Source organism: Pantoea sp. C1E2 (assembly GCF_056491465.1).
The window spans coordinates 3173465-3200385 of sequence record NZ_JBSZHT010000002.1 but is presented as its reverse complement, the minus strand read 5'-3'; the positions used below and the strand labels follow the sequence as shown (position 1 = coordinate 3200385).

General features: G+C 54.3%; 22 protein-coding genes. 18 read left to right on the top strand and 4 right to left on the bottom strand.

What is annotated here, in order from left to right:
* Nucleotides 1-239: 239 nt before the first annotated feature.
* The 16 genes from lrhA (at nt 240) to ACXI0A_RS15220 (ending at nt 18911) form a co-directional block, all read left to right on the top strand.
* Entirely contained in the window at nt 240-1163 is a 924-nt protein-coding gene (lrhA, locus tag ACXI0A_RS15295; RefSeq protein ID WP_224931031.1) for a transcriptional regulator LrhA, read from the top strand.
* A 661-nt stretch (nt 1164-1824) separates the two neighbouring features.
* A complete protein-coding gene (locus tag ACXI0A_RS15290; protein ID WP_034825074.1) occupies nt 1825-2268 on the top strand; it encodes an NADH-quinone oxidoreductase subunit A in 444 nt (147 codons plus the stop codon).
* A gap of 15 nt (nt 2269-2283) precedes the next feature.
* The gene (locus ACXI0A_RS15285; RefSeq protein WP_007889318.1) at nt 2284-2964 is read left to right on the top strand and encodes a NuoB/complex I 20 kDa subunit family protein; all 681 of its coding nucleotides are present in this window, start codon (nt 2284-2286) and stop codon (nt 2962-2964) included.
* Between the two features lie 115 nt (nt 2965-3079).
* Nucleotides 3080-4879 carry an NADH-quinone oxidoreductase subunit C/D gene (gene nuoC / locus ACXI0A_RS15280; protein WP_476147924.1) on the top strand — a complete coding sequence of 600 codons (1800 nt, stop codon included), beginning with the start codon at nt 3080-3082 and terminating at the stop codon, nt 4877-4879.
* 2 nt (nt 4880-4881) lie between these two features.
* Complete coding sequence (nuoE, locus tag ACXI0A_RS15275) at nt 4882-5397, top strand: NADH-quinone oxidoreductase subunit NuoE (protein WP_234472916.1); 516 nt, start codon at nt 4882-4884, stop codon at nt 5395-5397.
* 2 nt (nt 5398-5399) lie between these two features.
* Nucleotides 5400-6740, top strand: a complete 1341-nt coding sequence (nuoF, locus tag ACXI0A_RS15270) for an NADH-quinone oxidoreductase subunit NuoF (protein WP_476151028.1) — start codon at nt 5400-5402, stop codon at nt 6738-6740.
* A gap of 104 nt (nt 6741-6844) precedes the next feature.
* Nucleotides 6845-9568 carry an NADH-quinone oxidoreductase subunit NuoG gene (gene nuoG, locus ACXI0A_RS15265; protein ID WP_476147925.1) on the top strand — a complete coding sequence of 908 codons (2724 nt, stop codon included), beginning with the start codon at nt 6845-6847 and terminating at the stop codon, nt 9566-9568.
* Nucleotides 9565-10542: an NADH-quinone oxidoreductase subunit NuoH gene (nuoH, locus tag ACXI0A_RS15260; RefSeq protein WP_160869127.1), complete on the top strand. Its 978-nt coding sequence runs from the start codon at nt 9565-9567 to the stop codon at nt 10540-10542. Before nuoG ends, nuoH begins: the two co-directional genes overlap by 4 nt.
* A gap of 11 nt (nt 10543-10553) precedes the next feature.
* The gene (nuoI, locus tag ACXI0A_RS15255) at nt 10554-11096 is read left to right on the top strand and encodes an NADH-quinone oxidoreductase subunit NuoI (RefSeq protein ID WP_084934609.1); all 543 of its coding nucleotides are present in this window, start codon (nt 10554-10556) and stop codon (nt 11094-11096) included.
* Nucleotides 11097-11106: 10 nt separating this feature from the next.
* A complete protein-coding gene (nuoJ, locus tag ACXI0A_RS15250) occupies nt 11107-11658 on the top strand; it encodes an NADH-quinone oxidoreductase subunit J (protein WP_200569185.1) in 552 nt (183 codons plus the stop codon).
* Entirely contained in the window at nt 11655-11957 is a 303-nt protein-coding gene (gene nuoK / locus ACXI0A_RS15245) for an NADH-quinone oxidoreductase subunit NuoK (RefSeq protein ID WP_476147928.1), read from the top strand. Before nuoJ ends, nuoK begins: the two co-directional genes overlap by 4 nt.
* Nucleotides 11954-13789 (top strand): NADH-quinone oxidoreductase subunit L, encoded by a 1836-nt coding sequence (gene nuoL / locus ACXI0A_RS15240; RefSeq protein ID WP_200569187.1) that lies wholly within the window; start codon nt 11954-11956, stop codon nt 13787-13789. The genes nuoK and nuoL overlap by 4 nt, the downstream gene beginning before the upstream one ends.
* Nucleotides 13790-13873: 84 nt before the next feature.
* The gene (nuoM, locus tag ACXI0A_RS15235; RefSeq protein ID WP_224931046.1) at nt 13874-15394 is read left to right on the top strand and encodes an NADH-quinone oxidoreductase subunit M; all 1521 of its coding nucleotides are present in this window, start codon (nt 13874-13876) and stop codon (nt 15392-15394) included.
* A gap of 6 nt (nt 15395-15400) precedes the next feature.
* Nucleotides 15401-16864: an NADH-quinone oxidoreductase subunit NuoN gene (gene nuoN / locus ACXI0A_RS15230; RefSeq protein WP_224931049.1), complete on the top strand. Its 1464-nt coding sequence runs from the start codon at nt 15401-15403 to the stop codon at nt 16862-16864.
* A gap of 116 nt (nt 16865-16980) precedes the next feature.
* A complete protein-coding gene (locus ACXI0A_RS15225) occupies nt 16981-18327 on the top strand; it encodes an HdeD family acid-resistance protein (RefSeq protein ID WP_476147929.1) in 1347 nt (448 codons plus the stop codon).
* 131 nt (nt 18328-18458) lie between these two features.
* Complete coding sequence (locus ACXI0A_RS15220) at nt 18459-18911, top strand: GNAT family N-acetyltransferase (RefSeq protein WP_224932012.1); 453 nt, start codon at nt 18459-18461, stop codon at nt 18909-18911.
* A 151-nt stretch (nt 18912-19062) separates the two neighbouring features.
* Here ACXI0A_RS15220 and ACXI0A_RS15215 read toward each other — a convergent pair whose 3' ends face one another.
* The gene (locus ACXI0A_RS15215) at nt 19063-20721 is read right to left on the bottom strand and encodes a glucan biosynthesis protein (protein WP_476147931.1); all 1659 of its coding nucleotides are present in this window, start codon (nt 20719-20721) and stop codon (nt 19063-19065) included.
* A gap of 291 nt (nt 20722-21012) precedes the next feature.
* Here ACXI0A_RS15215 and elaB point away from each other — a divergent pair, with 291 nt between their 5' ends.
* Nucleotides 21013-21321 (top strand): stress response protein ElaB, encoded by a 309-nt coding sequence (gene elaB, locus ACXI0A_RS15210; protein ID WP_084934616.1) that lies wholly within the window; start codon nt 21013-21015, stop codon nt 21319-21321.
* Nucleotides 21322-21588: 267 nt separating this feature from the next.
* Complete coding sequence (locus ACXI0A_RS15205) at nt 21589-22785, top strand: nicotinamide mononucleotide deamidase-related protein YfaY (protein WP_476147932.1); 1197 nt, start codon at nt 21589-21591, stop codon at nt 22783-22785.
* A gap of 81 nt (nt 22786-22866) precedes the next feature.
* On the opposite strand, the gene yfaE is transcribed toward ACXI0A_RS15205, so the two are convergent.
* The 3 genes from yfaE to nrdA all read right to left on the bottom strand — a co-directional run bounded on the left by yfaE (nt 22867) and on the right by nrdA (nt 26611).
* Complete coding sequence (yfaE, locus tag ACXI0A_RS15200) at nt 22867-23127, bottom strand: class I ribonucleotide reductase maintenance protein YfaE (RefSeq protein ID WP_224931060.1); 261 nt, start codon at nt 23125-23127, stop codon at nt 22867-22869.
* Between the two features lie 2 nt (nt 23128-23129).
* On the bottom strand, nt 23130-24260 hold the full coding sequence (gene nrdB / locus ACXI0A_RS15195) for a class Ia ribonucleoside-diphosphate reductase subunit beta (protein WP_224931063.1): 1131 nt from the start codon (nt 24258-24260) through the stop codon (nt 23130-23132).
* Nucleotides 24261-24325: 65 nt separating this feature from the next.
* A complete protein-coding gene (nrdA, locus tag ACXI0A_RS15190; RefSeq protein ID WP_224931066.1) occupies nt 24326-26611 on the bottom strand; it encodes a class 1a ribonucleoside-diphosphate reductase subunit alpha in 2286 nt (761 codons plus the stop codon).
* Nucleotides 26612-26921 lie beyond the last annotated feature (310 nt).

The following is a 26921-nucleotide window of genomic DNA, read 5'->3' as shown; positions in this document are numbered from 1 at the left end:
CTACGCAGCTTCCAGCACCTGTGCGACATACGTCTTCGGACCCGAAGTTGTTCTGTCTTATATAGACGGCGCGCCTCTGATTACAGAGTGACGTATCCGTCAGCATCCGCCTGACACGATTTTTCCATGACAGCTCCACACAGGGCTGTCATTAAGCACCATTACCTCTTATCTATTTGATAAGTAGGGTAATACACCAGGGTAGTAGTTTTAAAAAATCTTATAAGTGAAGAAAAAACATGACTAATGCAAATCGTCCGATACTCAATCTCGACCTCGATCTGCTGCGTACCTTCGTTGCTGTTGCTGACTTGAATACTTTTGCGGCGGCGGCTGCGGCAGTATGCAGAACGCAATCCGCAGTAAGTCAGCAGATGCAGCGTCTGGAACAATTGGTAGGTAAAGAGCTGTTTGCCAGACATGGACGTAATAAACTGTTGACGGAGCATGGCATCCAGTTGCTCGGCTATGCCAGAAAGATCCTGCGTTTCAATGACGAAGCCTGCACTTCTTTAATGTACAGCAACATCCAGGGCGTATTGACTATTGGCGCCTCCGATGACACTTCCGATACCATTCTGCCGTTCCTGCTTAACCGCGTAACGTCGGTATATCCGAAGCTGGCCATTGACGTGCGCGTTAAACGCAACCCGTTCATGATGGAAATGCTGAATCAGGGTGAGGTTGATCTGGTTGTCACCACGTCCAGTCCTGGTAATTTCACCTATCAGGTCCTGCGTACCTCACCGACGCTTTGGTACTGTGCTGCGGATTACATCTTCCAGCGCGGTGAAGCCATTCCATTGGTGCTGCTGGATGAGCCTAGCCCGTACCGTGACATGGCAATCGATCACCTGAATGAAGCCGGTATCCCATGGCGCATTTCGTATGTTGCATCAACGCTGGCAGCAGTGCGTGCGGCAGTGAAAGCGGGTCTGGGTGTCACAGCACGTCCGGTTGAGATGATGAGCCCAGAGCTGCGTGTGATGGGTGCAGCAGAGGGTCTGCCGGTATTGCCGGATACTCAGTACCTGCTGTGTCGCAATCCAGACAGTGATAATGAGTTGGCGCTGGCGATCTTCAACGCGATGCAGTCGACCAACGATCCTTACAATCTGACGGCAAATCCAGATGGCACTCTGCTGCTGGATGACGAAGAGTAAGGTCAGCAATAGCCGGTTATTCCTTCGCATTGGAATAGCGGGTAATTGTTAAAACTTATTAAAATGAGCCTTAGACTGATAAACATCAGCTAAGGCTTTTTTTATGCATTTTATCTCACCCTTTCTGACGTGATTCACGATCAATAATTTTCCCGCCTTCCTGAAAAATGGAAGTTGTTCCATTTTTGCTCAAAGTGGAACTTCTTTATCATTCCGTGCCATCTTTCCCAGGGCATTTGCCAATGCCGATCGCCGCTTTTTACAGCAAAAAACACCATTATGTGTCCTGGATCAAAAAAATACCCCCTATAAGGGGGGGGGAAATCCCCGTAAGACCTGTCAAAATATGATTGTTAAATGCACGATCCATGCATGTGAATACCCGCTACACTAAAATTAACCTCACAAACTGAAGCGATTTAGCTGGTATCATGGGGTTCGTTTGTTAATAATATGCTACGGGTGTTAATTAATGTTTGGATGCTTTTGTCAAAGTTGACAAAAGGTTATAGAAAGGAGTAAAAAACCCCATAAAAGTGCTGCTTATTTGATAATGACAGCATAGTTTACAAGGTTTTTTATCCTTCCCTTGAATTCATGTGGTGTGTTTGCTGCAACAGTGCAGGATGCCAGCGCCACTTTTGATGAGTAAGCAAAGAGTATGTCGACAACCACAGAAGTGATCGCTCATCACTGGGCGTTTATTGTTTTTATTGTTATTGCATTTGGCCTGTGTGCCTTCATGTTGACCGGCGGTTGGTTATTGGGTGGACGTGCGCGGGCACGCCATAAAGATACCCCGTTTGAATCGGGTATCGAATCCGTCGGTGATACTCATATTCGCCTCTCCGCTAAATTCTATCTGGTTGCGATGTTCTTCGTTATTTTCGACGTCGAAGCCCTCTATTTATACGCATGGTCGACTTCAATCCGTGAAAGCGGTTGGGTTGGCTTTGTCGAAGCCGCAATTTTCATTTTGGTGCTATTGGCAGGCCTGGTTTATCTGGTGCGCATCGGTGCGCTGGATTGGGCTCCTGCGCGTCGTCGCGTAGTGGTCAAATCAATCCCGGTCAGCCACAACCACACCAACCCTCATAAGCAGTAAAAGCGAGGCAATAAGATGGACTACACGCTGACACGCGTAGACCCGAACGGCGGCGGTGATAACGATCGTTATCCTCTGCAGAAACAGGAGATTGTTACCGATCCCCTGGAGCAGCACGTTCATCGCAGCGTCTACATGGGCAAGCTCGAGCACGCCCTGCATGACATGGTGAACTGGGGTCGTAAAAACTCTCTGTGGCCGTATAACTTCGGTCTTTCATGTTGCTACGTGGAAATGACCACGTCATTCACTGCGGTGCATGACGTGGCGCGTTTTGGTGCGGAAGTCATGCGTGCCTCCCCACGTCAGGCTGACTTTATGGTGATCGCCGGTACGCCGTTTACCAAGATGGCGCCGGTTATTCAGCGTTTGTATGACCAAATGCTGGAGCCAAAATGGGTGATCTCCATGGGTGCCTGCGCTAACTCGGGCGGCATGTACGACATCTATTCAGTGGTGCAGGGCGTGGATAAATTCCTGCCGGTTGACGTGTATATTCCAGGCTGCCCACCGCGTCCTGAAGCCTACATGCAGGCGCTGCTGCTGCTGCGTGAGTCCATTGGTAAAGAGCGCCGTCCACTGTCGTGGGTGGTGGGTGATCAGGGCGTTTATCGCGCCAATATGCAGCCAGAGCGTGAGAGAAAACGCGGCGAGCGTATTGCCGTCACTAACCTGAGAACGCCAGACGAAGTCTAAGCTTCCCGTACACGGATGGCACAACGGCCGCAGCAGAACATCACAATTTAATGCGCGCCGCCATCCTGACGCCTTCTTTTAGCGCCTGATTACAGGCCGGAATGGTGAGTAACGTATGACAGATTTAACCACGCAAGATCTCGCTCAGCCTTCATGGCAAACCCGCGACCACCTGGACGATCCAGTGGTCGGCGAGCTGCGTAACCGTTTTGGGCCGGATGCTTTTACCGTTCAGGCCACCCGCACCGGGATTCCGGTCGTCTGGGTGAAGCGTGAACAGTTACTGGAAATTGTCGAATTCCTGCGTAAGCTGCCGAAACCGTACGTCATGTTGTATGACCTGCACGGTTTCGATGAGCGTTTACGTACCAACCGCGCCGGTTTACCTGCCGCGGATTTTTCCGTTTTCTATCACCTGCTGTCGATTGAACGCAACCGCGACATCATGCTCAAGGTGGCGCTGTCTGAAAACGATCTGAATGTGCCCACCATCACCAAAATCTTCGCCAATGCCAACTGGTATGAGCGCGAAACCTGGGAGATGTTTGGTATCACGTTCCAGGGGCACCCGCATCTGACGCGCATCATGATGCCGCAGACCTGGGAAGGCCATCCGCTGCGTAAAGATTACCCGGCGCGTGCCACTGAATTCGATCCGTTCGAACTGACCAGGCAGAAAGAAGATCTGGAGATGGAGGCGCTGACCTTCAAGCCCGAAGATTGGGGCATGAAGCGCAGCACCACCAATGAGGACTTCATGTTCCTCAACCTTGGTCCGAACCACCCATCAGCACACGGTGCCTTCCGTATCATCCTGCAGTTGGATGGCGAAGAGATCGTCGACTGCGTACCTGATGTCGGCTACCACCACCGTGGTGCCGAGAAGATGGGAGAGCGCCAATCCTGGCACAGTTACATTCCGTACACCGACCGTATCGAGTACCTCGGCGGCTGCGTGAACGAAATGCCTTACGTGCTGGCGGTGGAAAAATTAGCCGGTATCACCGTGCCCGATCGCGTCAACGTGATCCGCGTGATGCTGTCTGAACTGTTCCGTATCAACAGCCACCTGCTGTACATCTCCACCTTTATCCAGGACGTCGGCGCGATGACGCCGGTGTTCTTCGCCTTTACCGACCGTCAGAAAATTTATGACGTAGTGGAAGCGATTACCGGTTTCCGTATGCACCCGGCGTGGTTCCGCATCGGTGGCGTAGCGCATGACCTGCCGAAAGGCTGGGAACGTTTGCTGCGTGACTTCCTCGACTGGATGCCAAAGCGTCTGAGAGAGTATGACAAAGCCGCCCTGCGTAACACCGTACTGATTGGCCGTTCAAAAGGCGTTGCCGCCTACAACATGGATGAAGCGCTGGCATGGGGTACCACCGGTGCTGGCCTGCGTGCCACCGGCCTCGACTTTGATGTGCGTAAATGGCGTCCGTATTCAGGCTACGAAAACTTCGACTTTGAGATCCCGGTTGGTGCTGGCATCAGTGATGCTTACACCCGCGTTCAGCTCAAAATGGAAGAGATGTGGCAGTCACTGCGCATTCTGGAACAGTGCCTGAACAACATGCCGGAAGGCCCGTTCAAGGCGGATCATCCGCTGACCACGCCGCCACCGAAAGAGCGCACGCTGCAACACATTGAAACCCTGATCACTCACTTCCTGCAGGTGTCGTGGGGCCCGGTGATGCCGGCCAACGAATCCTTCCAGATGATTGAAGCGACCAAAGGGATCAACAGCTACTACCTGACCAGCGATGGCAGCACTATGAGCTACCGCACCCGCGTGCGTACGCCAAGCTTCCCGCACCTGCAGCAGATCCCATCGGTGATCCGCGGCAGTCTGGTATCCGACTTGATCGTGTACCTCGGTAGTATCGATTTTGTTATGTCAGACGTGGACCGCTAATTATGCACGATCAAAAAATTGCCATTCACACTATCGACCCTGATGAGGTCTTTGTGCTGAGCGAGACCGAGCACCACGCTATCGAGCACGAAAAACACCATTACGAAGATGCGCGCGCCGCCTCAATTGAAGCGTTGAAGATCGTGCAGAAGCAGCGTGGCTGGGTGCCAGATGGCGCCATCAATGCTATCGCTGATGTACTTGGCATCCCAGCCAGTGACGTGGAAGGTGTGGCGACGTTTTACAGCCAAATCTACCGCACGCCGGTTGGCCGTCACGTCATTCGTTACTGCGACAGCGTGGTGTGCCACATCACCGGTTTCCAGGGTATTCAGGCGGCACTCGAGCAGAACCTGAACATCAAACCGGGCCAGACCACCACTGACGGCCGCTTTACGCTGCTGCCAACCTGTTGTCTGGGCAACTGCGATAAAGGCCCAACCATGATGGTGGATGAAGATACGCACGTTCATCTGACGCCGGAAGGCATCGCCAACCTGCTGGAGCAGTATCAATGACCATTAAACAGATCATTCGTACTGCGGAAACCCATCCACTGACCTGGCGTCTGCGTGGCGACAAGCAGCCGGTTTGGATCGATGAATATCGCAGTAAAAACGGCTACGTCGGTGCTGATAAAGCTTTGAAAGGCATGAGCCAGGACGACATCGTCGCCTTAGTTAAAGACTCCGGTCTGAAAGGGCGCGGTGGTGCAGGCTTTAACACCGGCCTGAAGTGGAGCTTGATGCCGAAAGACGAATCCATGAACATCCGTTACCTGCTGTGTAACGCCGATGAGATGGAGCCGGGCACCTATAAAGACCGCTTGCTGATGGAGCAGATGCCGCATCAGCTGGTGGAAGGCATGCTGATCAGTGCGTTCGCGCTGAAAGCGTACCGTGGCTACATCTTCCTGCGTGGCGAGTACATCGAAGCGGCGGTGCACCTGCGCCGTGCGATTGCGGAAGCCACCGAAGCGGGCTATCTCGGTAAAAACATTCTTGGCAGCGGTTTCGACTTTGAGTTGATCGTCCACACCGGCGCAGGTCGTTATATCTGTGGCGAAGAGACTGCACTGATCAACTCACTGGAAGGCCGCCGCGCGAACCCGCGTTCTAAGCCGCCATTCCCGGCGAGTGCTGGCGTGTGGGGCAAGCCAACCTGCGTGAACAACGTGGAAACCTTGTCCAACGTGCCCGCCATCCTTCTTAACGGCGTTGACTGGTACAAAAACATCTCTACCAGCGAAGACACCGGCACGAAGATGATGGGCTTCTCCGGCCGCGTGAAAAATCCTGGCGTGTGGGAACTGCCGTTTGGCACCACCGCGCGCGAGATTCTGGAAGATTATGCCGGTGGCATGCGTGATGGCCTGAAGTTCAAAGCCTGGCAGCCAGGCGGTGCAGGTACCGACTTCCTGACCGATCAGCATCTTGATCTGCCAATGGAATTTGCCAGCATCGGCAAAGCCGGCAGTCGTTTAGGCACGGCACTGGCGATGGCGGTCGATCATGAAATCGGCATGGTTTCGCTGGTGCGTAATCTGGAAGAGTTCTTTGCGCGCGAGTCCTGCGGCTGGTGTACGCCATGCCGTGATGGCTTGCCATGGAGCGTGAAGATCCTGCGTGCGCTGGAGCAGAAAAAAGGCCAGCCGGGTGATATCGAAACCCTGCTGCAGCTTTGCCGCCAGCTCGGCCCAGGTAAAACTTTCTGTGCCCACGCACCGGGTGCCGTTGAGCCATTGCAGAGCGCGATTAAATATTTCCGTGAAGAGTTTGAAGCCGGCATTGCGCCGCAGGTGTTTGGCAATACCCGATCGATCGGTGGTATTCAGCCCAACCTGCTGAAAGCGCGCTGGTAATCAGCCGCCGTACACGGAATTCACCCTGAGCCGACACGGCTTGGGGGACAGAATTAGATGTTTAACGCTCGTCTTAGGGCGAGCCTTACGGAAGCATGTTCACTATGGCTACAATCCATGTAGACGGTAAAGAATATGATGTGAACGGAGCGGACAACCTGTTGCAGGCGTGTCTCTCTCTGGGCCTTGATATTCCTTATTTTTGCTGGCATCCGGCGCTGGGAAGCGTGGGAGCCTGCCGCCAGTGCGCGGTGAAGCAATTCCAGAATGCCGAAGACACCCGCGGTCGCCTTGTTATGTCATGCATGACACCGGCGTCGGACGGCACCTTTATTTCCATCGACGATGGCGAAGCCAAAGAGTTTCGTGAAAGCGTGGTGGAATGGCTGATGACCAACCATCCGCATGACTGTCCGGTGTGCGAAGAGGGCGGTAACTGCCACCTGCAAGATATGACGGTGATGACGGGCCACAGCTTCCGTCGTTATCGTTTCACCAAACGTACGCACCAGAATCAGGATCTTGGCCCGTTCATTTCCCATGAAATGAACCGCTGCATCGCCTGTTATCGCTGCGTGCGTTACTACAAAGATTATGCCGACGGCAAAGATCTTGGCGTTTACGGTGCGCATGACAACGTCTACTTCGGTCGCCCGGAAGATGGCACGCTGGAGAGCGAATTCTCCGGCAACCTGGTCGAAATCTGCCCGACCGGCGTGTTCACCGATAAAACCCACTCCGAACGCTACAACCGTAAATGGGATATGCAGTTCGCACCAAGCATCTGCCAGCAGTGCAGCGTGGGCTGTAACACCAGCCCAGGTGAACGTTATGGTGAATTGCGCCGTATTGAGAACCGTTATAACGGCACCGTAAACCACTACTTCCTGTGTGACCGCGGCCGTTTCGGTTATGGCTATGTAAACCTTAAAGATCGCCCACGTCATCCGGTACAGAAGCGCGGCAACGATTGGGTCAGCCTGAATGCTGAACAAGCTGTGAATGCGGCGGCTGACGTGCTGCGCCAGGCGAAGCGCGTGATCGGCATTGGCTCACCGCGTGCCAGCATTGAAAGCAACTTTGCGCTGCGTGAATTAGTCGGCGCAGATAACTTCTCAACCGGTATGCCCGCCGCTGAGCAAGCACGTGTTGAATTGATGCTGAAAGTGCTGCAGGAAGGCGGTATTTACACGCCATCGCTGCGCGAAATGGAAAGCTACGATGCGGTACTGGTGCTGGGTGAAGATCTTACTCAGGTCGGCGCACGTGTCGCGCTGTCTGTGCGTCAGGCTGTTAAAGGTAAAGCACGTGAAATGGCAGCGGCACAAAAAGTGGCTGACTGGCAGATCGCGGCGATCCTAAACATTGGTCAGCACGCCAAACACCCGCTGTTCGTCACCAACGTCGATGAAACTCGTCTTGATGACATCGCTGCGTGGAGCTATCGCGCACCGGTGGAAGATCAGGCGCGTCTCGGTTTCGCCATCGCTAACGCCCTGGATGAAACGGCGCCTGCAGTGAACGGCTTCGACAGCAAACTGAACGGCAAGCTGGATGTGGTGGTACAGGCATTAGCCGGTGCTAAAAAACCGCTGATCATTTCCGGTACCCACTCTGGCAGCATCGCGATGATTGAAGCGGCAGCCAACGTGGCGAAAGCGCTAAAAGGTCGCGGTGCTGATGTCGGCATTACCTTCCTTGCCGGCGCAGCCAACAGCTTTGGTCTTGGCCTGATGGGCGGACACTCGCTGGATAGCGCGCTGGAGCAGCTGGATAAAGGTGAAGCGGAAGCGCTGGTGGTGCTGGAAAACGATCTTTATCGTCACGCACCAAAAGCCACCGTTGATGCGGCATTGCACAACACCGCACACGTGATTGTGGTTGATCACCAACGCACCGCCACGCTGGAAAAAGCGGGTCTGGTGCTCTCCACGGCGAGCTTCGCTGAGAGCGATGGCACCTCGATCAACCAGGAAGGCCGCGCACAGCGTTTCTTCCAGGTTTACGATCCGGCTTACTACGACAACAGCATTGTGATGCTGGAAAGCTGGCGCTGGCTGCACTCGCTGCACAGCACCGTTGAAAGCCGCCAGATCGACTGGACGCTGCTGGATCACGTGATTGATGCCACCGTTGCGGCGCTGCCACAGCTGAAAGGCATCAAAGATGCGGCACCAGATGCAAGCTTCCGTATTCGTGGTCAGAAACTGGCGCGTTCACCGCATCGTAACAGTGGCCGTACTGCGATGCGTGCCAATATCAGCGTGCACGAACCGCGTCAGCCGCAGGATAACGACACCATGTTTGCCTTCTCGATGGAAGGTAACAACCAGCCAGGCGCACCGCGTTCACAGATTCCTTTTGCCTGGGCACCAGGCTGGAACTCCCCGCAGGCATGGAACAAGTTCCAGGCTGAAGTGGGCGGTAAACTGCGTCACGGCGATCCGGGCGTACGTCTGTTTGAAGCTGGTGAAGGTTCACTGCCATGGTTCACCACCGTGCCAGAAAGCTTTGTCGAAGGCAGCCAATATCGCGTCGCCCCTTACTACCAACTGTTTGGTAGCGAAGAGATGACTCAGCGTTCGCCGACGTTCCAGAAGCGTATGTCGCCTGCCACGCTGGTGATTAACCCGGCTGATGCGGAAAAACTGGGCGTGAATAACGGGTCTGCAGTTGAACTGGTCTGTGCCGGTGAAACGCTGCGTCTGCCAGTGCGCTTCTCAACTTCCCTGCAAGCAGGGCAGGTGGGGCTGCCGCTGGGTATGCCGGGTGTGCCGCCATTCCTCTCAGGTGCGCAAATTGACAAATTGCAGGAGGCCGTGCAATGAGCTGGCTGACACCGGACGTTATCGACATCCTCCTCCAGATCCTCAAAACGATCGTCATTTTGCTGGTCGTAGTGGGTTGTGGTGCCTTCATGAGTTTCGCCGAGCGTCGTCTGCTTGGCTTATGGCAGAACCGTTACGGTCCAAACCGCGTCGGCTGGGGCGGATCGCTGCAGCTCGCGGCGGACATGATCAAAATGTTCTTTAAAGAGGACTGGGTTCCGCCGTTTACCGATCGCTTCATCTTTACCCTGGCGCCAGTGATTGCCTTTGTTTCGCTGCTGCTAGCCTTTGCCATCGTGCCGGTTTCACCGACATGGATGGTCACAGACCTGAATATCGGTCTGCTGTTCTTCCTGATGATGGCCGGTCTGGCGGTTTACGCCGTGCTGTTCGCCGGTTGGTCGAGTAACAACAAATACTCGCTGCTGGGTGCGATGCGTGCTTCGGCGCAGACCCTGAGCTACGAAGTGTTCCTTGGCCTGTCGCTGATGGGTGTGGTGGCGCAAGCCGGTTCATTCAATATGAACGCCATCGTCGAGAGCCAGACGCACTTGTGGAACATCATCCCGCAGTTCTTCGGTTTCGTGACCTTCTGTATCGCGGGTGTTGCGGTATGTCACCGCCATCCGTTTGACCAGCCAGAAGCGGAACAGGAACTGGCCGATGGTTACCACATCGAATATGCCGGTATGAAGTTCGGTCTGTTCTTCGTAGGTGAATATGTGGCCATCACCACCGTTTCAGCGCTGATTGTGACGCTGTTCTTCGGTGGCTGGCACGGTCCATTCCTGCCGCCATTCATCTGGTTCGCCCTGAAAACGGCGTTCTTTATGGTGATGTTTATCCTGATTCGTGCTGCGCTGCCGCGTCCACGTTACGACCAGGTGCTGTCGTTCGGCTGGAAAGTATGTCTGCCGTTGACGTTATTGAACCTGCTGGCGACCGCCGCAGTGATTCTGTACAGCGCGCAGTAAGGGGTTTTGAGATGACTTTAAAAGATATTGTCGTTGGCTTCGGCACGACAGTGCGCAGTATCTGGATGATAGGCATGCATGCCTTCGCCAAGCGCGAAACCCAGATGTATCCAGAAGAGCCGGTTTACCTGCCGCCGCGCTATCGTGGCCGTATCGTGTTAACGCGCGATCCGGACGGCGAAGAGCGCTGCGTTGCCTGTAACCTGTGTGCGGTAGCTTGCCCAGTGGGTTGTATTTCGCTGCAGAAAGCCGAAACCAAAGATGGCCGTTGGTATCCGGAATTTTTCCGCATCAACTTCTCGCGCTGCATCTTCTGCGGTCTGTGTGAAGAGGCGTGCCCGACCACGGCGATTCAGCTGACCCCCGATTTCGAGCTGGGTGAGTTCAAGCGTCAGGATCTGGTGTACGAGAAGCAGGACCTGCTGATTTCCGGTCCGGGTAAATATCCGGAGTACAACTTCTATCGCATGGCGGGTATGGCGATCGACGGGAAAGAGAAAGGCGAAGCGGAAAACGAAGCCAAGCCAATCGACGTCAAAAGCTTGTTACCTTAAGGAGCCAGGTATGGAATTTGCGTTTTATCTTTGCGGACTGGTGGCGGTGCTGACGACATTGCGCGTCATCACCCACACCAATCCGGTACATGCGCTGCTGTACCTGATTGTCTCACTGCTCTCTATTGCGGGCGTGTTCTTCTCGATGGGGGCTTACTTCGCCGGTGCGCTGGAAATCATCGTCTACGCGGGTGCCATTATGGTGCTGTTCGTGTTCGTGGTGATGATGCTGAACCTCGGCAAAACCCAGCAGGACCAGGAACGCGAGTGGCTGAAGCCGTCATTGTGGATTGGTCCGGGCATTGTCTCTCTGCTGCTGCTGGCAGTGATGATTTACGCCATCAGCACCGCACACGATCAGGGTATTGATGGCACCGTCATCGATGCTAAAGCGGTGGGTATCAGCCTGTTTGGTCCTTACGTTCTGGCGGTTGAATTGGCGTCGATGCTGCTGCTGGCCGGTCTGGTAGTGGCCTTCCATATCGGACGTGAAGAGCGTCAGGGCGAAGTGCTGAGCAATCGCCATGCTGATGCACATGCGAATAAGGAGGATCACGCATGATCCCGTTACAACACGGCCTGATGTTGGCTGCTGTGCTGTTTGTTCTCGGCCTGACCTCGCTGGTGCTGCGCCGCAATCTGCTGTTTATGCTGATTGGTCTGGAGATCATGATCAACGCTGCCGCGCTCGCGCTGGTGGTAGCAGGCAGCTACTGGGGACAAGCTGACGGCCAGGTGATGTACATTCTGGCGATCAGCCTCGCGGCGGCGGAAGCCAGTATTGGTCTGGCACTGCTGCTCCAGTTCTATCGTCGTCGTCAGACGTTGAACATTGACACAGTGAGCGAGATGCGCGGATGAATCTTCTCTATTTAACCGTATTATTTCCGCTGATTGGCTTCCTGCTATTGGCGTTTTCCCGTGGTCGCTGGTCGGAGAACCTGTCGGCAGCGGTGGGGATGGGATCGGTAGGTCTGGCGGCATTGACCACCGTTTTCGTCGGTATGGATTTCTTCAGCAACGGTCAGCAACCTTTTACTCAGGCGCTGTGGACCTGGATGCAGGTCGGCCACTTTGATATCAAAGTGAACCTGGTGCTGGACGGCTTGTCGCTGACCATGCTGTCAGTGGTCACCGGTGTCGGCTTCTTCATCCACATGTTCGCTTCGTGGTACATGCGTGGTGAAGAGGGCTATTCACGCTTCTTCGCTTACACCAACCTGTTCATCGCGAGCATGGTGGTGCTGGTGCTGGCCGACAACCTGATGCTGATGTATCTCGGTTGGGAAGGCGTGGGCCTGTGCTCTTATCTGCTGATTGGCTTCTACTACAGCAATCCAGAGAACGGCAAAGCGGCGATGAAAGCGTTCATCATTACCCGTGTGGGTGATGTGTTCCTGGCATTCGCGCTGTTCATTCTCTACAACGAACTGGGTACGCTGAACTTCCGCGAGTTGGTGGAGTTGGCGCCGGCGCACTTCGCGGCTGACAACCACATGCTGCAGTGGGCGACCCTGATGCTGTTGGGTGGTGCGGTCGGTAAATCTGCACAGCTCCCTCTGCAAACCTGGCTGGCCGATGCGATGGCCGGTCCTACGCCGGTATCGGCACTGATCCACGCCGCCACCATGGTGACCGCGGGTGTCTACCTGATTGCGCGTACCCATGGCTTGTTCCTGTTAACGCCAGAAGTGCTGCATCTGGTGGGAATCATCGGTGCGATTACGCTGGTGCTGGCAGGTTTTGCCGCTCTGGTGCAGACCGATATCAAACGCGTGCTGGCTTACTCCACTATGAGTCAGATCGGCTACATGTTCCTGGCGCTGGGCGTTCAGGCATGGGACGCGGCGATTTTCCACCTGATGACGCACGCTTTCTTTAAAGCACTGCTATTCCTTTCTTCCGGTTCGGTCATTCTGGCCTGCCACCACGAGCAGAACATCTTCAAAATGGGCGGCCTGCGTAAGAGCATCCCACTGGTGTATACCTGCTTCCTGGTCGGTGGCGCAGCGCTGGCGGCACTGCCGCTGATTACCGCAGGTTTCTACAGTAAGGATGAAATCCTGTTCGGTGCGCTGGCAAATGGTCACATCAATCTGATGGTGGCAGGTCTGGTCGGTGCATTCCTGACCTCGATCTACACCTTCCGCATGATCTTCATCGTGTTCCACGGCGAAGAGAAAATTCATGCGCACGCGGGCAAAGGCATCACTCACCATCTGCCGCTGATTGTTCTGTTAGTACTCTCCACCTTCGTTGGCGCCATGATTACGCCACCGCTGGCGGGTGTGCTGCCGCAGAATGAGTTCGGTGAAGGCGGCAAAGTGGCGCTGGAAATCACCTCAGGCGTAGTCGCGATTGTCGGCATCCTGATTGCTGCTGCCCTATGGCTCGGCAAACGCCAGCTGGTCACGAGTGTCGCCAACAGCGCGCCGGGTCGCTTCTTCGGCACCTGGTGGTTTGCGGCATGGGGCTTCGACTGGCTGTATGACAAGGTGTTCGTGAAACCTTATCTCGGCATTGCCTGGCTGCTGAAGCGCGATCCGCTTAACTCACTGATGAACCTGCCTGCGCTGCTGTCGCGCATCGGTAATAAAGGCCTGGTGGTGAGCGAGAACGGTTACGTGCGCTGGTATGTGGCTTCCATGAGTGTCGGTGCCGTGGTGGTGCTGGCGCTGATGCTGGTGATTTAAAGATTGATGAGCGGGGCGGGTTCGCTCGCCCAATTAGAATGTCAAAAATTGCCTGAAGTAAGGCAATAAAAAGGGAAGTACGCCGTGTTATTACCTTGGCTAATAATCATCCCCTTCGTCGGGGGCTTACTCTGCTGGTTAGCAGAACGCCTCGGTGCGAAAGTGCCACGCTGGATCGCCATGATCACCATGGGCCTGACGCTGGCACTCGGCCTGCAGTTGTGGCTGCAGGGAGGCTATTCACTGACGCAGGCCGCTGGCATTCCGCAGTGGCAATCGACTTTCTCTGTGCCGTGGATTCCGCGCTTTGGCATCAACTTCCATTTGGCTATCGACGGTCTGTCGTTGCTGATGGTGGTATTGACCGGTTTACTCGGTTTGATGGCAGTGCTGTGTTCCTGGAATGAAATCGAGAAGTATCAGGGCTTTTTCCACCTCAACCTGATGTGGATCCTCGGTGGTGTGATTGGCGTGTTCCTTTCCATCGACATGTTCCTGTTCTTCTTCTTCTGGGAAATGATGCTGGTGCCGATGTACTTCCTCATCGCGCTCTGGGGTCATAAAGCCTCTGACGGTAAAACGCGTATCAGCGCAGCAACCAAATTCTTCATCTATACCCAGGCGTCGGGTCTGGTGATGTTGATTGCGATTCTGGCGCTGGTGTTTGTGCACTTCAACGCTACCGGTGTCTGGACCTTCAGCTACGAAGAACTGCTGAAAACCCCGATGTCACACACCGTTGAATATCTGCTGATGCTCGGCTTCTTCATCGCCTTCGCGGTGAAAATGCCGGTGGTGCCATTACACGGCTGGTTGCCAGATGCGCACAGCCAGGCGCCAACCGCCGGTTCGGTTGACCTCGCGGGTATCTTGCTGAAAACCGCGGCATACGGCTTGCTGCGCTTCAGCCTGCCACTGTTCCCGAATGCCTCCGCAGAGTTTGCGCCGATTGCCATGTGGCTTGGTCTGCTCGGTATCTTCTACGGTGCCTGGATGGCGTTCTCGCAGACAGATATCAAGCGTTTGATCGCTTACACCTCTGTTTCGCACATGGGCTTCGTACTGATTGCCATCTATACCGGCAGCCAGCTGGCGTTCCAGGGGGCGGTTATCCAGATGATTGCGCACGGTCTTTCCGCCGCGGCACTGTTCATCTTGTGTGGCCAGCTGTATGAGCGTCTGCATACCCGTGACCTGCGTCAGATGGGCGGTTTGTGGGGACGTATCAAATGGATTCCTGGACTGTCGCTGTTCTTCGCGGTGGCCAACCTTGGTATGCCAGGCACCGGTAACTTTGTCGGCGAATTTATGATTCTGACCGGCAGCTTCCAGGTGGTGCCAGTGATTATCGTGATTGCGACCTTTGGCCTGGTGTTTGCCTCGGTGTATTCGCTGGTGATGATGCAGCGTGCCTACTACGGCGAAGCGAAATCGAAAGATCCGTTGCCGGGCATGTCACCGCGTGAATTCATGACGATCGGCGTGCTGGTGGTGCTGCTGGTTCTGCTGGGTATCTATCCTCAGCCGATCCTTGATACTTCTCATGCTGCGATGAGCAATATTCAGCAGTGGTTTACCGCTTCAATTTCAACTACAAGGCCGTAATTCGCCATGACAATAACTCCTCAACATCTGATTGCGTTACTGCCGCTGTTGATCGTCGGATTGACGGTGGTGGTGGTGATGCTCTCCATTGCGTGGCGACGCAACCACTTTGTTAATGCCACGCTGACGGTCATTGGCCTGAACGTTGCGCTGTTTTCACTGTGGTTTGTCGGTCATGTCGGTGCCATGGATGTCACGCCGCTGCTGCGCGTTGACGGCTACTCAATGTTCTACACCGCGCTGGTGGTGCTCGCCAGCCTCGCGACCTGCACCTTTGCTTATCCGTGGCTGGCCGGTTTCCCGGACAACAAAGATGAGTTTTATCTGCTGGTGCTGATTGCGGCACTGGGTGGAATCGTACTGGCCAGTGCTAACCATCTGGCAGCGCTGTTCATCGGTATCGAGCTGCTGTCACTGCCGCTGTTTGGCTTGATTGGTTATGCTTTCCGCCAGAAACGCTCGCTGGAAGCCGCTCTGAAGTACATGATCCTGTCCGCAGCGGCGTCATCGTTCCTGATCTTCGGTATTGCGCTGATTTATGCCGATTCAGGCAGCCTGAGCTTTGTGCAGTTGGGTAAAAGCCTGAATGACAGCATGATCCAACAGCCATTGCTGCTGGTCGGTCTGGGCATGATGATTATCGGCCTTGGCTTCAAGCTGTCGCTGGTGCCGTTCCACTTGTGGACGCCAGACGTTTATCAGGGTGCGCCTGCGCCGGTGTCGACCTTCCTGGCCACCGCCAGCAAGATCGCCATCTTCGGTGTGGTAATGCGCTTGTTCCTGTATGCGCCAGTAACGGACAGTGAGGCGGTGCGCACCGTACTCGGTGTCATCGCCTTTGTGTCGATTCTGTTCGGCAACCTGATGGCGATTTCGCAAAGCAACATCAAACGTCTGCTCGGTTACTCGTCTATCGCGCACCTTGGCTATCTGCTGGTGTCGCTGATTGCGGTGAAAACCCATCAGCTGTCGCTGGAAACTGCGGGTGTTTACCTGGCCGGTTACCTGTTCAGCAGCCTCGGCGCGTTCGGCGTGGTGAGCCTGATGTCCAGCCCGTACCGTGGCCCGGATGCCGATACGCTTTACTCTTACCGTGGTCTGTTCTGGCACCGTCCGATTCTGTCAGCGGTAATGACGGTGATGATGCTGTCACTGGCCGGTATCCCGATGACGCTGGGCTTTATTGGTAAGTTCTACGTGATTGCTTCCGGTGTGAACGCGCACCTGTGGTGGCTGACTGCTGCAGTGGTTGCCGGCAGTGCGATTGGTCTCTATTACTATCTGCGCGTGACGGTGAGTCTGTACCTCAGCCCACCAGAAATGCACACGCGCGATCGTGATACGCCAGCCAACTGGGCCTTTACTGCCGGTGGTGTGGTGGTGCTGATCTCTGCGATTCTGGTGCTGCTGTTGGGTGTCTATCCACAACCACTCATCTCGCTGGTGCAGATGGCACAGCCGCTGATGTAAGGTGAAGTGACTCAGAGAATCAGGCCTACGGGCCTGATTTTTTTTGCCTGTAATCTGACAAGACTGATGTGCATTGCTAATTTTTAAGCAGGGTTTGCCCGATGCGCAGAGGTTATATGATTAAACTTATCTTTCTGCTTACCGGCGCGCAGGTACTCCGCAGGCGCTGGTATTGGCTGGCGATAGTCGGCGTCGCCTTACTCATTTTATCCGCTTCCATGCTGTACGATATTGGTAGCGATGGCCTGTTGTCAGTGCCATTAGATGTGCTGGCTTGTTTTTTTGTGGTTGAGGGCGTGGTGCAGCTGTTTTTTGCCCTCACCAAAGAGATGCTCATCGACTGGTTAACGTTGTTTAAAGCAGCGGGCTTTCTGTTTATTGCCTTCCTGATCTTCAACATTCCCGGGGATAACAATGATGTTTCGGCAGCCCTCTTTGGGTTGGCCTTTATGCTTGATGGATTATTTCGCATCTCTGCGGCGTGGGTACTACGCGGCGTACGCTGGCGTAAACACTGTTTTACCGGCGTAATCGAAGTCATATTAAGCATCTTGATCATCAGTAACTGGCCGTTCCATCACCATATCGCTGTACCCCTCTGCTTCGCTTTAATGTTGTTAAGTATTGGCACCAATCTCTTGCAGATGGCCCGTCAGGCCACGTTGTTGAAAGATGACAGTTCCGTCACGGCTCTACCGCTGTTCAAAGCCGCGGGGTTACGCCGCTGGCATAGCAGCCACTATTCTCATCCTCCTTTTCCAGAAACATGTGTTGCCAGTCCGCTCCTCGTGCATATCTGGACCCCGGCGGGATCTTGTCAGGTGCGTGAACGTTATCGATTAATTGATCGTTATATTGCGGCAATAGACCAGCAGGGCGTGATCTCTACCGGCCATGCGGCGATGGAGGCAGAAGGTGGACTTTATATCAGCCACTATCCGCGCAACCAGATAGATCGTGATAGTGGTAATTTCCGCGCCGTACTACGTTCAGGCAAGCATAATGACGATGCGGGGCGATTTCTTCCCTCGCTGGCGAGTGAAGTTGCCGAATGGTGTTCACCCGATAAACAGGTTGAATTCAAATATTATAATCTCGTCGCACTGCAGAATTATTGGCGAAATTACAGCAGTGACAGCACTTATAACCTGACGGCTCGCAACTGCTCATCAACGGTGATTCAGGCACTCGATGTGGCGATGGAAGGGATTTTGGCGCAGCAAGCCTATGCGGGTATTCGTTTGATTATTGATCCCAACTTTTGGTTACTGGGAGTGGTGCGAGGGCGCGCAGAAGAGATGACGTGGACGCCGGGCTTAGTGCTGGACTACGTGCGCTTGCTCAAGCGCGTGCTGGAACCGCAATCCAGCCAGTTATGGCCGTTGCGTTTATGGCAGGGGTTACGCTTACGACATGCGCTACGCCAGCAGAAGCGATTGCCCTCAAGCGGTATCGTGAAGTAGGCCATGAGATAAAGTGAGATATTGGTCACGTAACTCATCAGGCAAGGAGGGCGGCCCGCTCTGCTAACTTTGCACGATATGATAATCTCTTGGGATCACTTTTTTCGCTCTAACAAGGAAGCATCATGGATATGCAAATGCAATGGCTTGATTGCCACCACAGCGAACTGAGCGCTCAGCAGTTGTATACCGTGCTGGCGCTCCGCAATCACGTCTTTATTGTGGAGCAAAACTGCCCTTATCAGGATGTCGATGGTCAGGATTTGCGGGCAGATAATCGCCATATTTTGGGCTTTTTGGACGGAAAATTGCTGGCCTATGCCCGTGTGCTCACACCCTCGATTGATACCGCCCCTGTGCTGATTGGTCGGGTGATTGTTTCTGAAGAGGCGAGAGGGTTGAAGTTGGGTTATCGGTTGATGGAGCATGCATTAGAGAGTTGCGCTAATCACTGGCCGCAGCGAGCGATTTATCTCTCGGCGCAGGCACATCTGGAAGGCTTCTACGGTCGGTTGGGTTTCAAAGCAGTGGGGGACGTTTATTTAGAAGATAACATTCCGCACATCGGCATGCAGAAAGCATAACGGCGAGGATTGCGCCTCGCCGTTTATACCCGTCATATTTCGAATTACAGGTGCGTTGGCTGCTCTCGAACACCCGAATCACTTACTTGAGTAAGCTCATCGGGACTCTTTCGTTTGCCGCCTTCCTGAAGTTCGAACTATTTTGGGTATATCAGCCCGGCGTCATCTGCCGGTCATCGGTATATTTACGCTGATCTGGCGGTGGCGGGAAGTACTGATACAGCCAGGTCTCACTCAAGGTCTCATCTTTGGTACGCAGGAACAGGCGCATATCCACTGGCTTGGTGGAGTCGCTGTTTGGATACCAGTCAAACAGGATGCGGTAACCATTAATTGGTTCCACATACAAAATCTCAACCTGTTTGATGGTGCCGGCATTCACAGTGATCACCGGCTCAATACCTTTCGGTGCTGCAGCTTTCAGATCGCCACCGACGAAATCAATAGCGAAGCGACGGCACCACTGGTCCGGGAAGTGCTCGCCCGGTGCCCAACCTTCCGGGAAGCCACCAATACCGGTACGTGTTGCATCCACGCGCGCCAGGCCACTGCGCACTGGCGGCAGTTGGCTCCAGTAGAGTTTGTACTGGAAGTTAAACTCGCTGCCTGCTTTAACTGGTTCCGTTGGCTGCCAGAAGCACACCACGTTATCCAGCGTTTCACCAGTGGTAGGAATCTCCATCAGGTTAATGGCGCCTTTGCCCCACTTACCAATCGGCTCCACCCACAGGCTTGGACGTTTGTCATACCAGCCAATCACGTCCTGATAATCTTTGAAGTCATGATTAAGCTGCAGCAGGCCGAAGCCGCGCGGGTTTTCATCTTCATAGGCATTGAACTGCAAGCGCTGTGGGTTGTTGAGCGGACGCGCAATCCATTCACCTTTACCGGTCCACATCGCCAGACGATCGGAGTCATGGATTTGTGGATGATAGGTGTTGCACATGCGACGTTCGTTGGTGCCGCAGCTGAACATACTGGTCATCGGCGCGATGCCGAGCTGACGAATTTCGTTGCGCGCAAACAGGTGGTTTTCCACCTCCATCACCACGCGTTTATCTTCGCAGTGGATGGTGAACTTGTAAGCACCGGTCAAACTGGCGCCGTCCAGCAGGGCATAGACTACAAAAGTGGTGTCATCCGCTTTCGGTGTTTCAAACCAGAAGGCAGTGAAATCCGGGAACTCTTCATGACCGTTGCTGAAGGTATTGACTGCTACACCACGTGCGGACAAACCGTACTGGAAAGTCTCATCGACGGCGCGGAAGTAGCTCGCGCCAAGGAACGAGACGATGTCGCGACGTGCCAGTTCCGGCTTTTTAAACGCACGGAAACCGGCAAAGCCCAAATCGGTTTTACCGACCAACTGTTGGGTATCGACGTTGGCGTTGTGATAGTTAAACAGCTCCGGGCGGAAGTGGATTTCGCGCGCTTCGCGGCTATCGGCATCCACTGAGAACATGCGGATACGGCGCTTGAAGCCCATCCCCACGTGGAAGAACTGCACATCCAGTTCGCGATCGGGAATGTTGTTCCACAGCGAATGGTTGGCGTCGTACTGAATTTCGTTGTAGGCCTGCGGTGTCAGATTGGCCAGGGTGTCGGGTAGCGGGCCGGGTGCGCCGCCCCAGGGCTGTTTCGCCAGCGCGGAGGCTTTCTTTTTCAGTGAGTCGAAATCGAAGCGGACTGCGGTGCCGTCGGCGATACCATCATCGGCCCAGGCGGACTGCGCAAACAGCGAGGAGAGCCCGGTCATACCGCTAACGGCAGAGAGGGCCATGGACGCTTTCATAAATTTTCTACGATTCATGCCGGAAATCTAATCCTTAGCTGCTCTGGTGTGTTGTGACTATCGAAAGACGCTTTACGTCTGGCTACAGGGGGTTACGACAGTCGCGAAATTAAAAAATTCAGTCTGACGAAAATTTATCAGATTAATCAAATAAGCGAAGCAGAATTCACGCGGCAACAGCGCGGATTACGCAACTTTGCATTGAGTCGGGCAAAACCCAGCGTAATCCTAATCCCTTGTACTCAGCAAATACCGAATTAATGACTATAGTTAAACGACGATAAATGACGAGCATGGAGGAAGTATAACGTGTCATCTACAGATCAATTCGAAACCCGCCTGGATGACGACCTGGCGCTACTGACAGAAACATTGGAAGAAGTACTGAAATCGTCGGGCGATCCGGCCGACCAAAAGTACATCGAACTGAAACTCAAAGCGGAACAGGCGCTGGAAGACGTGAAAAACCGCGTCAGTCAGGCCTCCGACAGCTACTACTATCGTGCCAAAAAAGTCGCCTATCAGGCCGATGATTATGTGCATGAAAAACCGTGGCAGGGGATTGGCATCGGTGCCGCCGCTGGTCTGTTTGTTGGTTTACTGCTGGCCCGCCGTTAAATTATCGGGGCGTAACGTCAGTTGCGCCCGATTCCTCTCATTTACCGCCTATACCCGTCATACTTCTAGCTGCAGATGCGTAGGCTGCGCGCATGCACCCCAGTCACTTCCTTCAGTAAGCTCCAGGACATTCACTCCCTTCCTGCATTTTGAATTATTTAGGGTAAATCGACTTATTTGTCTCGAACCCTTGTTTCGCATCAACAGCGATTGTGTTTCGCGTGCACGCTTTCTACAGTAAAGCGACAGGGAAAAGGAGAACGTAACGTGATACGAGTTGAAATGCTCTCAACGGGCGATGAAGTGTTACATGGTCAGATTGTGGATACTAACGCGGCCTGGCTGGCCGATGTGCTGTTTCAGAACGGCTTACCGATGACCAGTCGCAGCACGGTGGGCGATGCGATGTCCTCGCTGGTGGAGGCACTGCAGAGTCGCAGCCAGATTGCCGATGTGCTGATTGTGAACGGCGGCCTTGGGCCAACCAGCGACGATCTCAGCGCGCTGGCGGCGGCTACCGCGTGTGGCACCGAATTAGTGATCCAGCAGGAATGGCTGGAGAAAATGGAAGCCTGGTTTGCCAGCCGTGGACGCATCATGGCATCGAGCAACCGTAAGCAGGCAGAAATCCCGGCCAATGCTGAGCTGATTGATAATCCAGTGGGCACCGCGTGTGGCTTCGCGTTACAACTCAATCGCTGCTGGATCTTCTTCACGCCGGGCGTGCCGTCAGAATTCAAAGTGATGGTGGAGCAGGAGATTATTCCGCGTCTGAAAGCGCGTTTTGATCTACCCGAGCCGCCGTTGTGTCTGCGCCTGACCACCTTTGGTCGTGGTGAAAGTGATATTGCCGCCGAACTGGAGCCGTTACCGCTACCGGAAGGTGTAGTGATGGGCTATCGCTCATCAATGCCGATCATCGAAATCAAACTCACCGGCCCAGCCAGTCAGCGTGTGGCGATGGAGCAGGCGTGGCAACAAGTTAAACTGCTGCTGGCCGAATGCACCATCTTTGAAGGTACGGAAGGTTTGCCTGCTTTGTTAGCGCGTGAACTGCAGGAGCGCGGTTTCAGACTGGCGCTCAGCGAACAATACACCGCAGGACTTTTGAACTGGCAGCTGGCTTCAGCAGAAGTCCCGCTGAGCGCAGCAGAGATTCTGCCGCCCCACGATGAATCGCTGGAAGCGCAGGTCGAGCGTACGCGTAAACTTGCCGCGCATCACGGCACGGTGCTGGCGCTGTCGGTGGGTAATCTGGAAGAGGGCGAAGTGGCGATTGCGCTGCACACGCCGGAAGCCAGCTGGGGCCAGCGTGTGAAATTCACCCATGGGCGTCACAACGTTGAGACCCGTCAGAAGGTGGTGGCGATGATGGCGATGAATATGCTGCGCCGCTGGCTGCACGGTAGCGAAGTGAGCACCGGGCACGGCTGGATTGATGTGCTGGAAGCGGTAAAACAGTAAATTTGTGGTCAGGTGCGCGGTTTGTACGTGAATGCGCACCCTACGATATCCACAGAGTCGCCATGGAAGGCGACCAGGCGGTTACAGCTCGATCTCAATCTCCCCTTTGGCGCGGCAGCAGCAGGGCAAAATCTCCCCCTTCTGGATAAACGCCAACGGGGTTTCCGCGTAAGCCACTTCGCCTTTTAGCAAGCGCATGCGACAAGAACCGCAGTAGCCTTCACGGCACTGAAACTCCACGCAGACATTGTGCGCTTCCAGTGCCGTCAGCAGATTGGGATGATCTTCTGCGCACTCCAGCCGGGAGCCGGAACTGCGCAGAATAACAACAGAACGGCTCATACTTACAGCTGGAAGTCGTTGAAGTCGTCTTCGCCGACTTCGGCATCAATCTGACCCACCAGGTAAGAACTCACTTCAACTTCCTGCGGTGCCACCTGCACGTTGTCTGACACCAGCCACGAGTTGATCCATGGAATCGGGTTAGAACGCGTCTGGAATGGCAGATCGAGGCCAACCGCCTGCATGCGGATGTTGGTAATGTACTCGATGTACTGGCACAGAATGTCTTTGTTCAGACCGATCATCGAGCCGCCGCTGAACAGATATTCTGCCCACTCTTTCTCTTGCTCGGCGGCTTTCTTGAACAGGTCATAACATTCATCACGGCACTCGGCAGCGATCTCTTTCATTTCCGGATCGTCTTCACCGGTGCGCAGCAGGTTCAGCATATGCTGCGTGCCGGTCAGATGCAGCGCTTCGTCACGGGCAATCAGCTTGATGATCTTGGCGTTACCTTCCATCAGCTCACGCTCAGCGAACGCGAAGGAACAGGCAAAGCTGACGTAGAAGCGAATCGCTTCCAGTGCGTTAACGCTCATCAGGCAGATATACAGCTGCTTTTTCAGGGCGCGCAGATTCACGGTTACGGTTTTACCCGCCACTTCGTGCGTGCCTTCACCCAGCAGATGCCAGTAGCTGGTCATTTCGATCAGATCGTCGTAGTACTTCGAGATATCCTGCGCGCGCGCCAGAATCTGCTCGTTGGTGACGATATCGTCAAACACCAGCGACGGATCATTCACGATGTTACGAATGATGTGGGTGTAAGAGCGCGAGTGGATGGTCTCAGAGAACGCCCAGGTCTCGATCCAGGTTTCGAGTTCTGGAATCGAGATCAGCGGCAGCAGCGCCACGTTCGGGCTACGACCCTGAATGGAGTCCAGCAGCGTCTGATATTTCAGGTTACTGATGAAAATGTGCTTCTCATGATCCGGCAGCGCCTGATAATCGATGCGATCGCGTGACACGTCGACTTCTTCCGGACGCCAGAAGAAGGAGAGCTGCTTTTCGATCAGCTTTTCAAAGATGTCATATTTCTGCTGGTCGAAACGGGCAACGTTCACTGACTGGCCGAAGAACATCGGTTCCAACAGCTGGTTATTCTTGTTCTGCGAGAATGTGGTGTAAGCCATGACTAAGTCCAAAAGTGATGAGGGCCGACCGCTGCCGGCCCTGACAAGATGAGGTGTGCGAGTAATTAGATCTTACAAGCGCCGCTTTCGCAGCCATCATCCTGGATGGAAGGGGCCATATCGTCCTGCACATCTTCTGCACCGTCACGGGTGTTTTGGTAGTACAGGGTTTTCACGCCAAACTTATAAGCGGTCAGCAGATCTTTCAACAGCTGTTTCATTGGCACTTTGCCATTGGCGAAACGGCCTGGATCGTAGTTGGTGTTCGACGAAATTGCCTGGTCGATGAACTTCTGCATCACGCCAACCAGCTGCAGATATCCGTCGTTTGACGGCATTTCCCACAGCAGCTCGTACTGATCTTTCAGACGCTCATACTCTGGCACCACCTGACGCAGAATACCGTCTTTGGATGCTTTGATACTGATGTGACCGCGTGGCGGCTCAATACCGTTAGTGGCGTTCGAAATCTGCGAAGAGGTTTCAGACGGCATCAGCGCAGAGAGCGTGGAGTTGCGCAGACCGTGTGTGGTGATCGACTCACGCAGACCTTCCCAATCCAGGTGCAACGGCTCGCTGCAGATGGCGTCGAGATCCTTTTTATAGGTATCGATCGGCAGAATGCCCTGTGAGTAGGTGGTCTCTTTGAACCACGTACAAGCGCCTTGCTCTTTGGCCAGCTCGTTCGACGCTTTCAACAGATAGTACTGAATCGCTTCGAAAGTTTTATGCGTCAGGTTGTTGGCGCTGCCATCAGAGTAACGCACGCCGTTCTTCGCCAGATAGTAAGCGTAGTTGATCACGCCGATACCCAGGGTACGACGGCCCATAGCGCCACGTTTTGCCGCTGGGATTGGGTAATCCTGATAATCCAGCAGCGCATCCAGCGCACGTACTGCGAGGGTCGCCAGCTCTTCCAGATCGTCCAGGCTATCAATGGCACCCAGGTTAAACGCAGACAGCGTACACAGGGCAATCTCGCCGCTTTCGTCATTCACGTCGGTCAGCGGTTTGGTCGGCAGCGCGATTTCCAGGCACAGGTTAGACTGGCGTACTGGCGCGATAGCCGGATCAAACGGGCTGTGGGTGTTGCAGTGATCGACGTTCTGAATGTAGATACGGCCGGTAGAAGCACGTTCCTGCATCATCAGTGAGAACAGTTCAACCGCTTTCACGCGCTGTTTGCGGATGCTGTCGTCTTTTTCGTATTTGGTGTACAGACGCTCGAACTCGTCCTGATCGGCGAAGAACGCATCGTACAGGCCTGGCACGTCAGACGGGCTGAACAGGGTGATGTCCTCGCCTTTCAGCAGGCGGGTATACATCAGCTTGTTGATCTGTACGCCGTAATCCATGTGACGCACGCGGTTGCCTTCAACACCACGGTTGTTTTTCAGAACCAGCAGGCTTTCCACTTCCAGATGCCACATCGGGTAGAACAGGGTGGCTGCACCGCCACGCACGCCGCCTTGTGAGCACGATTTTACGGCCGTCTGGAAATGCTTATAGAACGGGATACAGCCGGTGTGGAAGGCTTCGCCGCCACGGATCGGGCTGCCCAGCGCACGAATGCGACCGGCGTTAATGCCGATACCGGCGCGCTGAGAAACGTATTTCACGATGGCGCTGGAGGTGGCGTTGATAGAATCAAGGCTGTCACCGCACTCGATCAGGACGCAAGAGCTGAACTGGCGGGTTGGGGTACGCACGCCCGACATGATTGGCGTCGGCAGTGAGATCTTGAAGGTCGACACGGCATCATAGAAACGACGCACATAATCCATACGCGTTTCGCGCGGATAACCGGAGAACAGGCAAGCAGCGACCAGAATGTACAGGAACTGGGCGCTCTCGTAGATCTCACCACTCACACGGTTCTGCGCCAGGTATTTCCCTTCCAGCTGCTTCACGGCGGCGTAAGAGAAGTTCATGTCGCGCCAGTGGTCGAGGAACTCGTCCATCTGCTCGAATTCTTCAACGCTGTAGTCTTCCAGCAGGTGACGGTCATACTTGCCCATCTCAACCATTTTCACTACCTGATCGTACAGCTTCGGCGGTTCAAACTGGCCGTATGCTTTTTTACGCAGGTGGAAGATGGCGAGGCGCGCAGCCAGATACTGGTAATCCGGCGCATCACGGGAGATCAGGTCTGCAGCGGCCTTAATGATGGTCTCGTGGATATCAGAAGTACGAATGCCATCGTAAAACTGAATGTGGGAACGCAACTCAACCTGAGACACAGAGACGTTGGTCAGCCCTTCAGCGGCCCAATCCAGTACTCGGTGAATCTTATCGAGATCAATGCGCTCCTGACGGCCATCGCGTTTAGTAACGAGCAGACTTTGGTTCATGTCGCGTGTTTACCTGTCCATGAAATAGAGAGTTATCCCCCAACTATGCACAAGGTCTATGCACAAGCCGCTCGTTGTGAGTAAGCCTGTGGATAAACACTATATATAGGGGGTGTGGGAAGTTTGAACAACAATATGGTGAGTATTCTAGTCAGCATTCAGATCATCACAAGAGTTGATTTTCGCGAAAAAATACGTCCTGGGGGGTGGCGAAATTCCTGGATCCCCATTCCGTAAGGCCTGCCACTGCTGTCAACTGCCAGCGACTTTTTTTTCACTTTTTGATCGAGCGCGTGTTTATTGCTCAAAG

Bases quoted from the DNA above. Each gene is read 5' to 3' on its own strand.
- nrdA (WP_224931066.1), bottom strand. From the start codon at position 26,611: ATGAACCAAAGTCTGCTCGTTACTAAACGCGATGGCCGTCAGGAGCGC.
- ACXI0A_RS15220 (WP_224932012.1), top strand. From the start codon at position 18,459: ATGCAAATGCAATGGCTTGATTGCCACCACAGCGAACTGAGCGCTCAG.
- nuoK (WP_476147928.1), top strand. From the start codon at position 11,655: ATGATCCCGTTACAACACGGCCTGATGTTGGCTGCTGTGCTGTTTGTT.
- ACXI0A_RS15215 (WP_476147931.1), bottom strand. From the start codon at position 20,721: ATGAATCGTAGAAAATTTATGAAAGCGTCCATGGCCCTCTCTGCCGTT.
- nuoJ (WP_200569185.1), top strand. From the start codon at position 11,107: ATGGAATTTGCGTTTTATCTTTGCGGACTGGTGGCGGTGCTGACGACA.
- nuoL (WP_200569187.1), top strand. From the start codon at position 11,954: ATGAATCTTCTCTATTTAACCGTATTATTTCCGCTGATTGGCTTCCTG.
- ACXI0A_RS15285 (WP_007889318.1), top strand. From the start codon at position 2,284: ATGGACTACACGCTGACACGCGTAGACCCGAACGGCGGCGGTGATAAC.
- nuoH (WP_160869127.1), top strand. From the start codon at position 9,565: ATGAGCTGGCTGACACCGGACGTTATCGACATCCTCCTCCAGATCCTC.
- nrdB (WP_224931063.1), bottom strand. From the start codon at position 24,260: ATGGCTTACACCACATTCTCGCAGAACAAGAATAACCAGCTGTTGGAA.
- ACXI0A_RS15225 (WP_476147929.1), top strand. From the start codon at position 16,981: ATGATTAAACTTATCTTTCTGCTTACCGGCGCGCAGGTACTCCGCAGG.
- yfaE (WP_224931060.1), bottom strand. From the start codon at position 23,127: ATGAGCCGTTCTGTTGTTATTCTGCGCAGTTCCGGCTCCCGGCTGGAG.
- lrhA (WP_224931031.1), top strand. From the start codon at position 240: ATGACTAATGCAAATCGTCCGATACTCAATCTCGACCTCGATCTGCTG.
- nuoI (WP_084934609.1), top strand. From the start codon at position 10,554: ATGACTTTAAAAGATATTGTCGTTGGCTTCGGCACGACAGTGCGCAGT.
- ACXI0A_RS15290 (WP_034825074.1), top strand. From the start codon at position 1,825: ATGTCGACAACCACAGAAGTGATCGCTCATCACTGGGCGTTTATTGTT.
- nuoN (WP_224931049.1), top strand. From the start codon at position 15,401: ATGACAATAACTCCTCAACATCTGATTGCGTTACTGCCGCTGTTGATC.
- nuoG (WP_476147925.1), top strand. From the start codon at position 6,845: ATGGCTACAATCCATGTAGACGGTAAAGAATATGATGTGAACGGAGCG.
- nuoE (WP_234472916.1), top strand. From the start codon at position 4,882: ATGCACGATCAAAAAATTGCCATTCACACTATCGACCCTGATGAGGTC.
- nuoC (WP_476147924.1), top strand. From the start codon at position 3,080: ATGACAGATTTAACCACGCAAGATCTCGCTCAGCCTTCATGGCAAACC.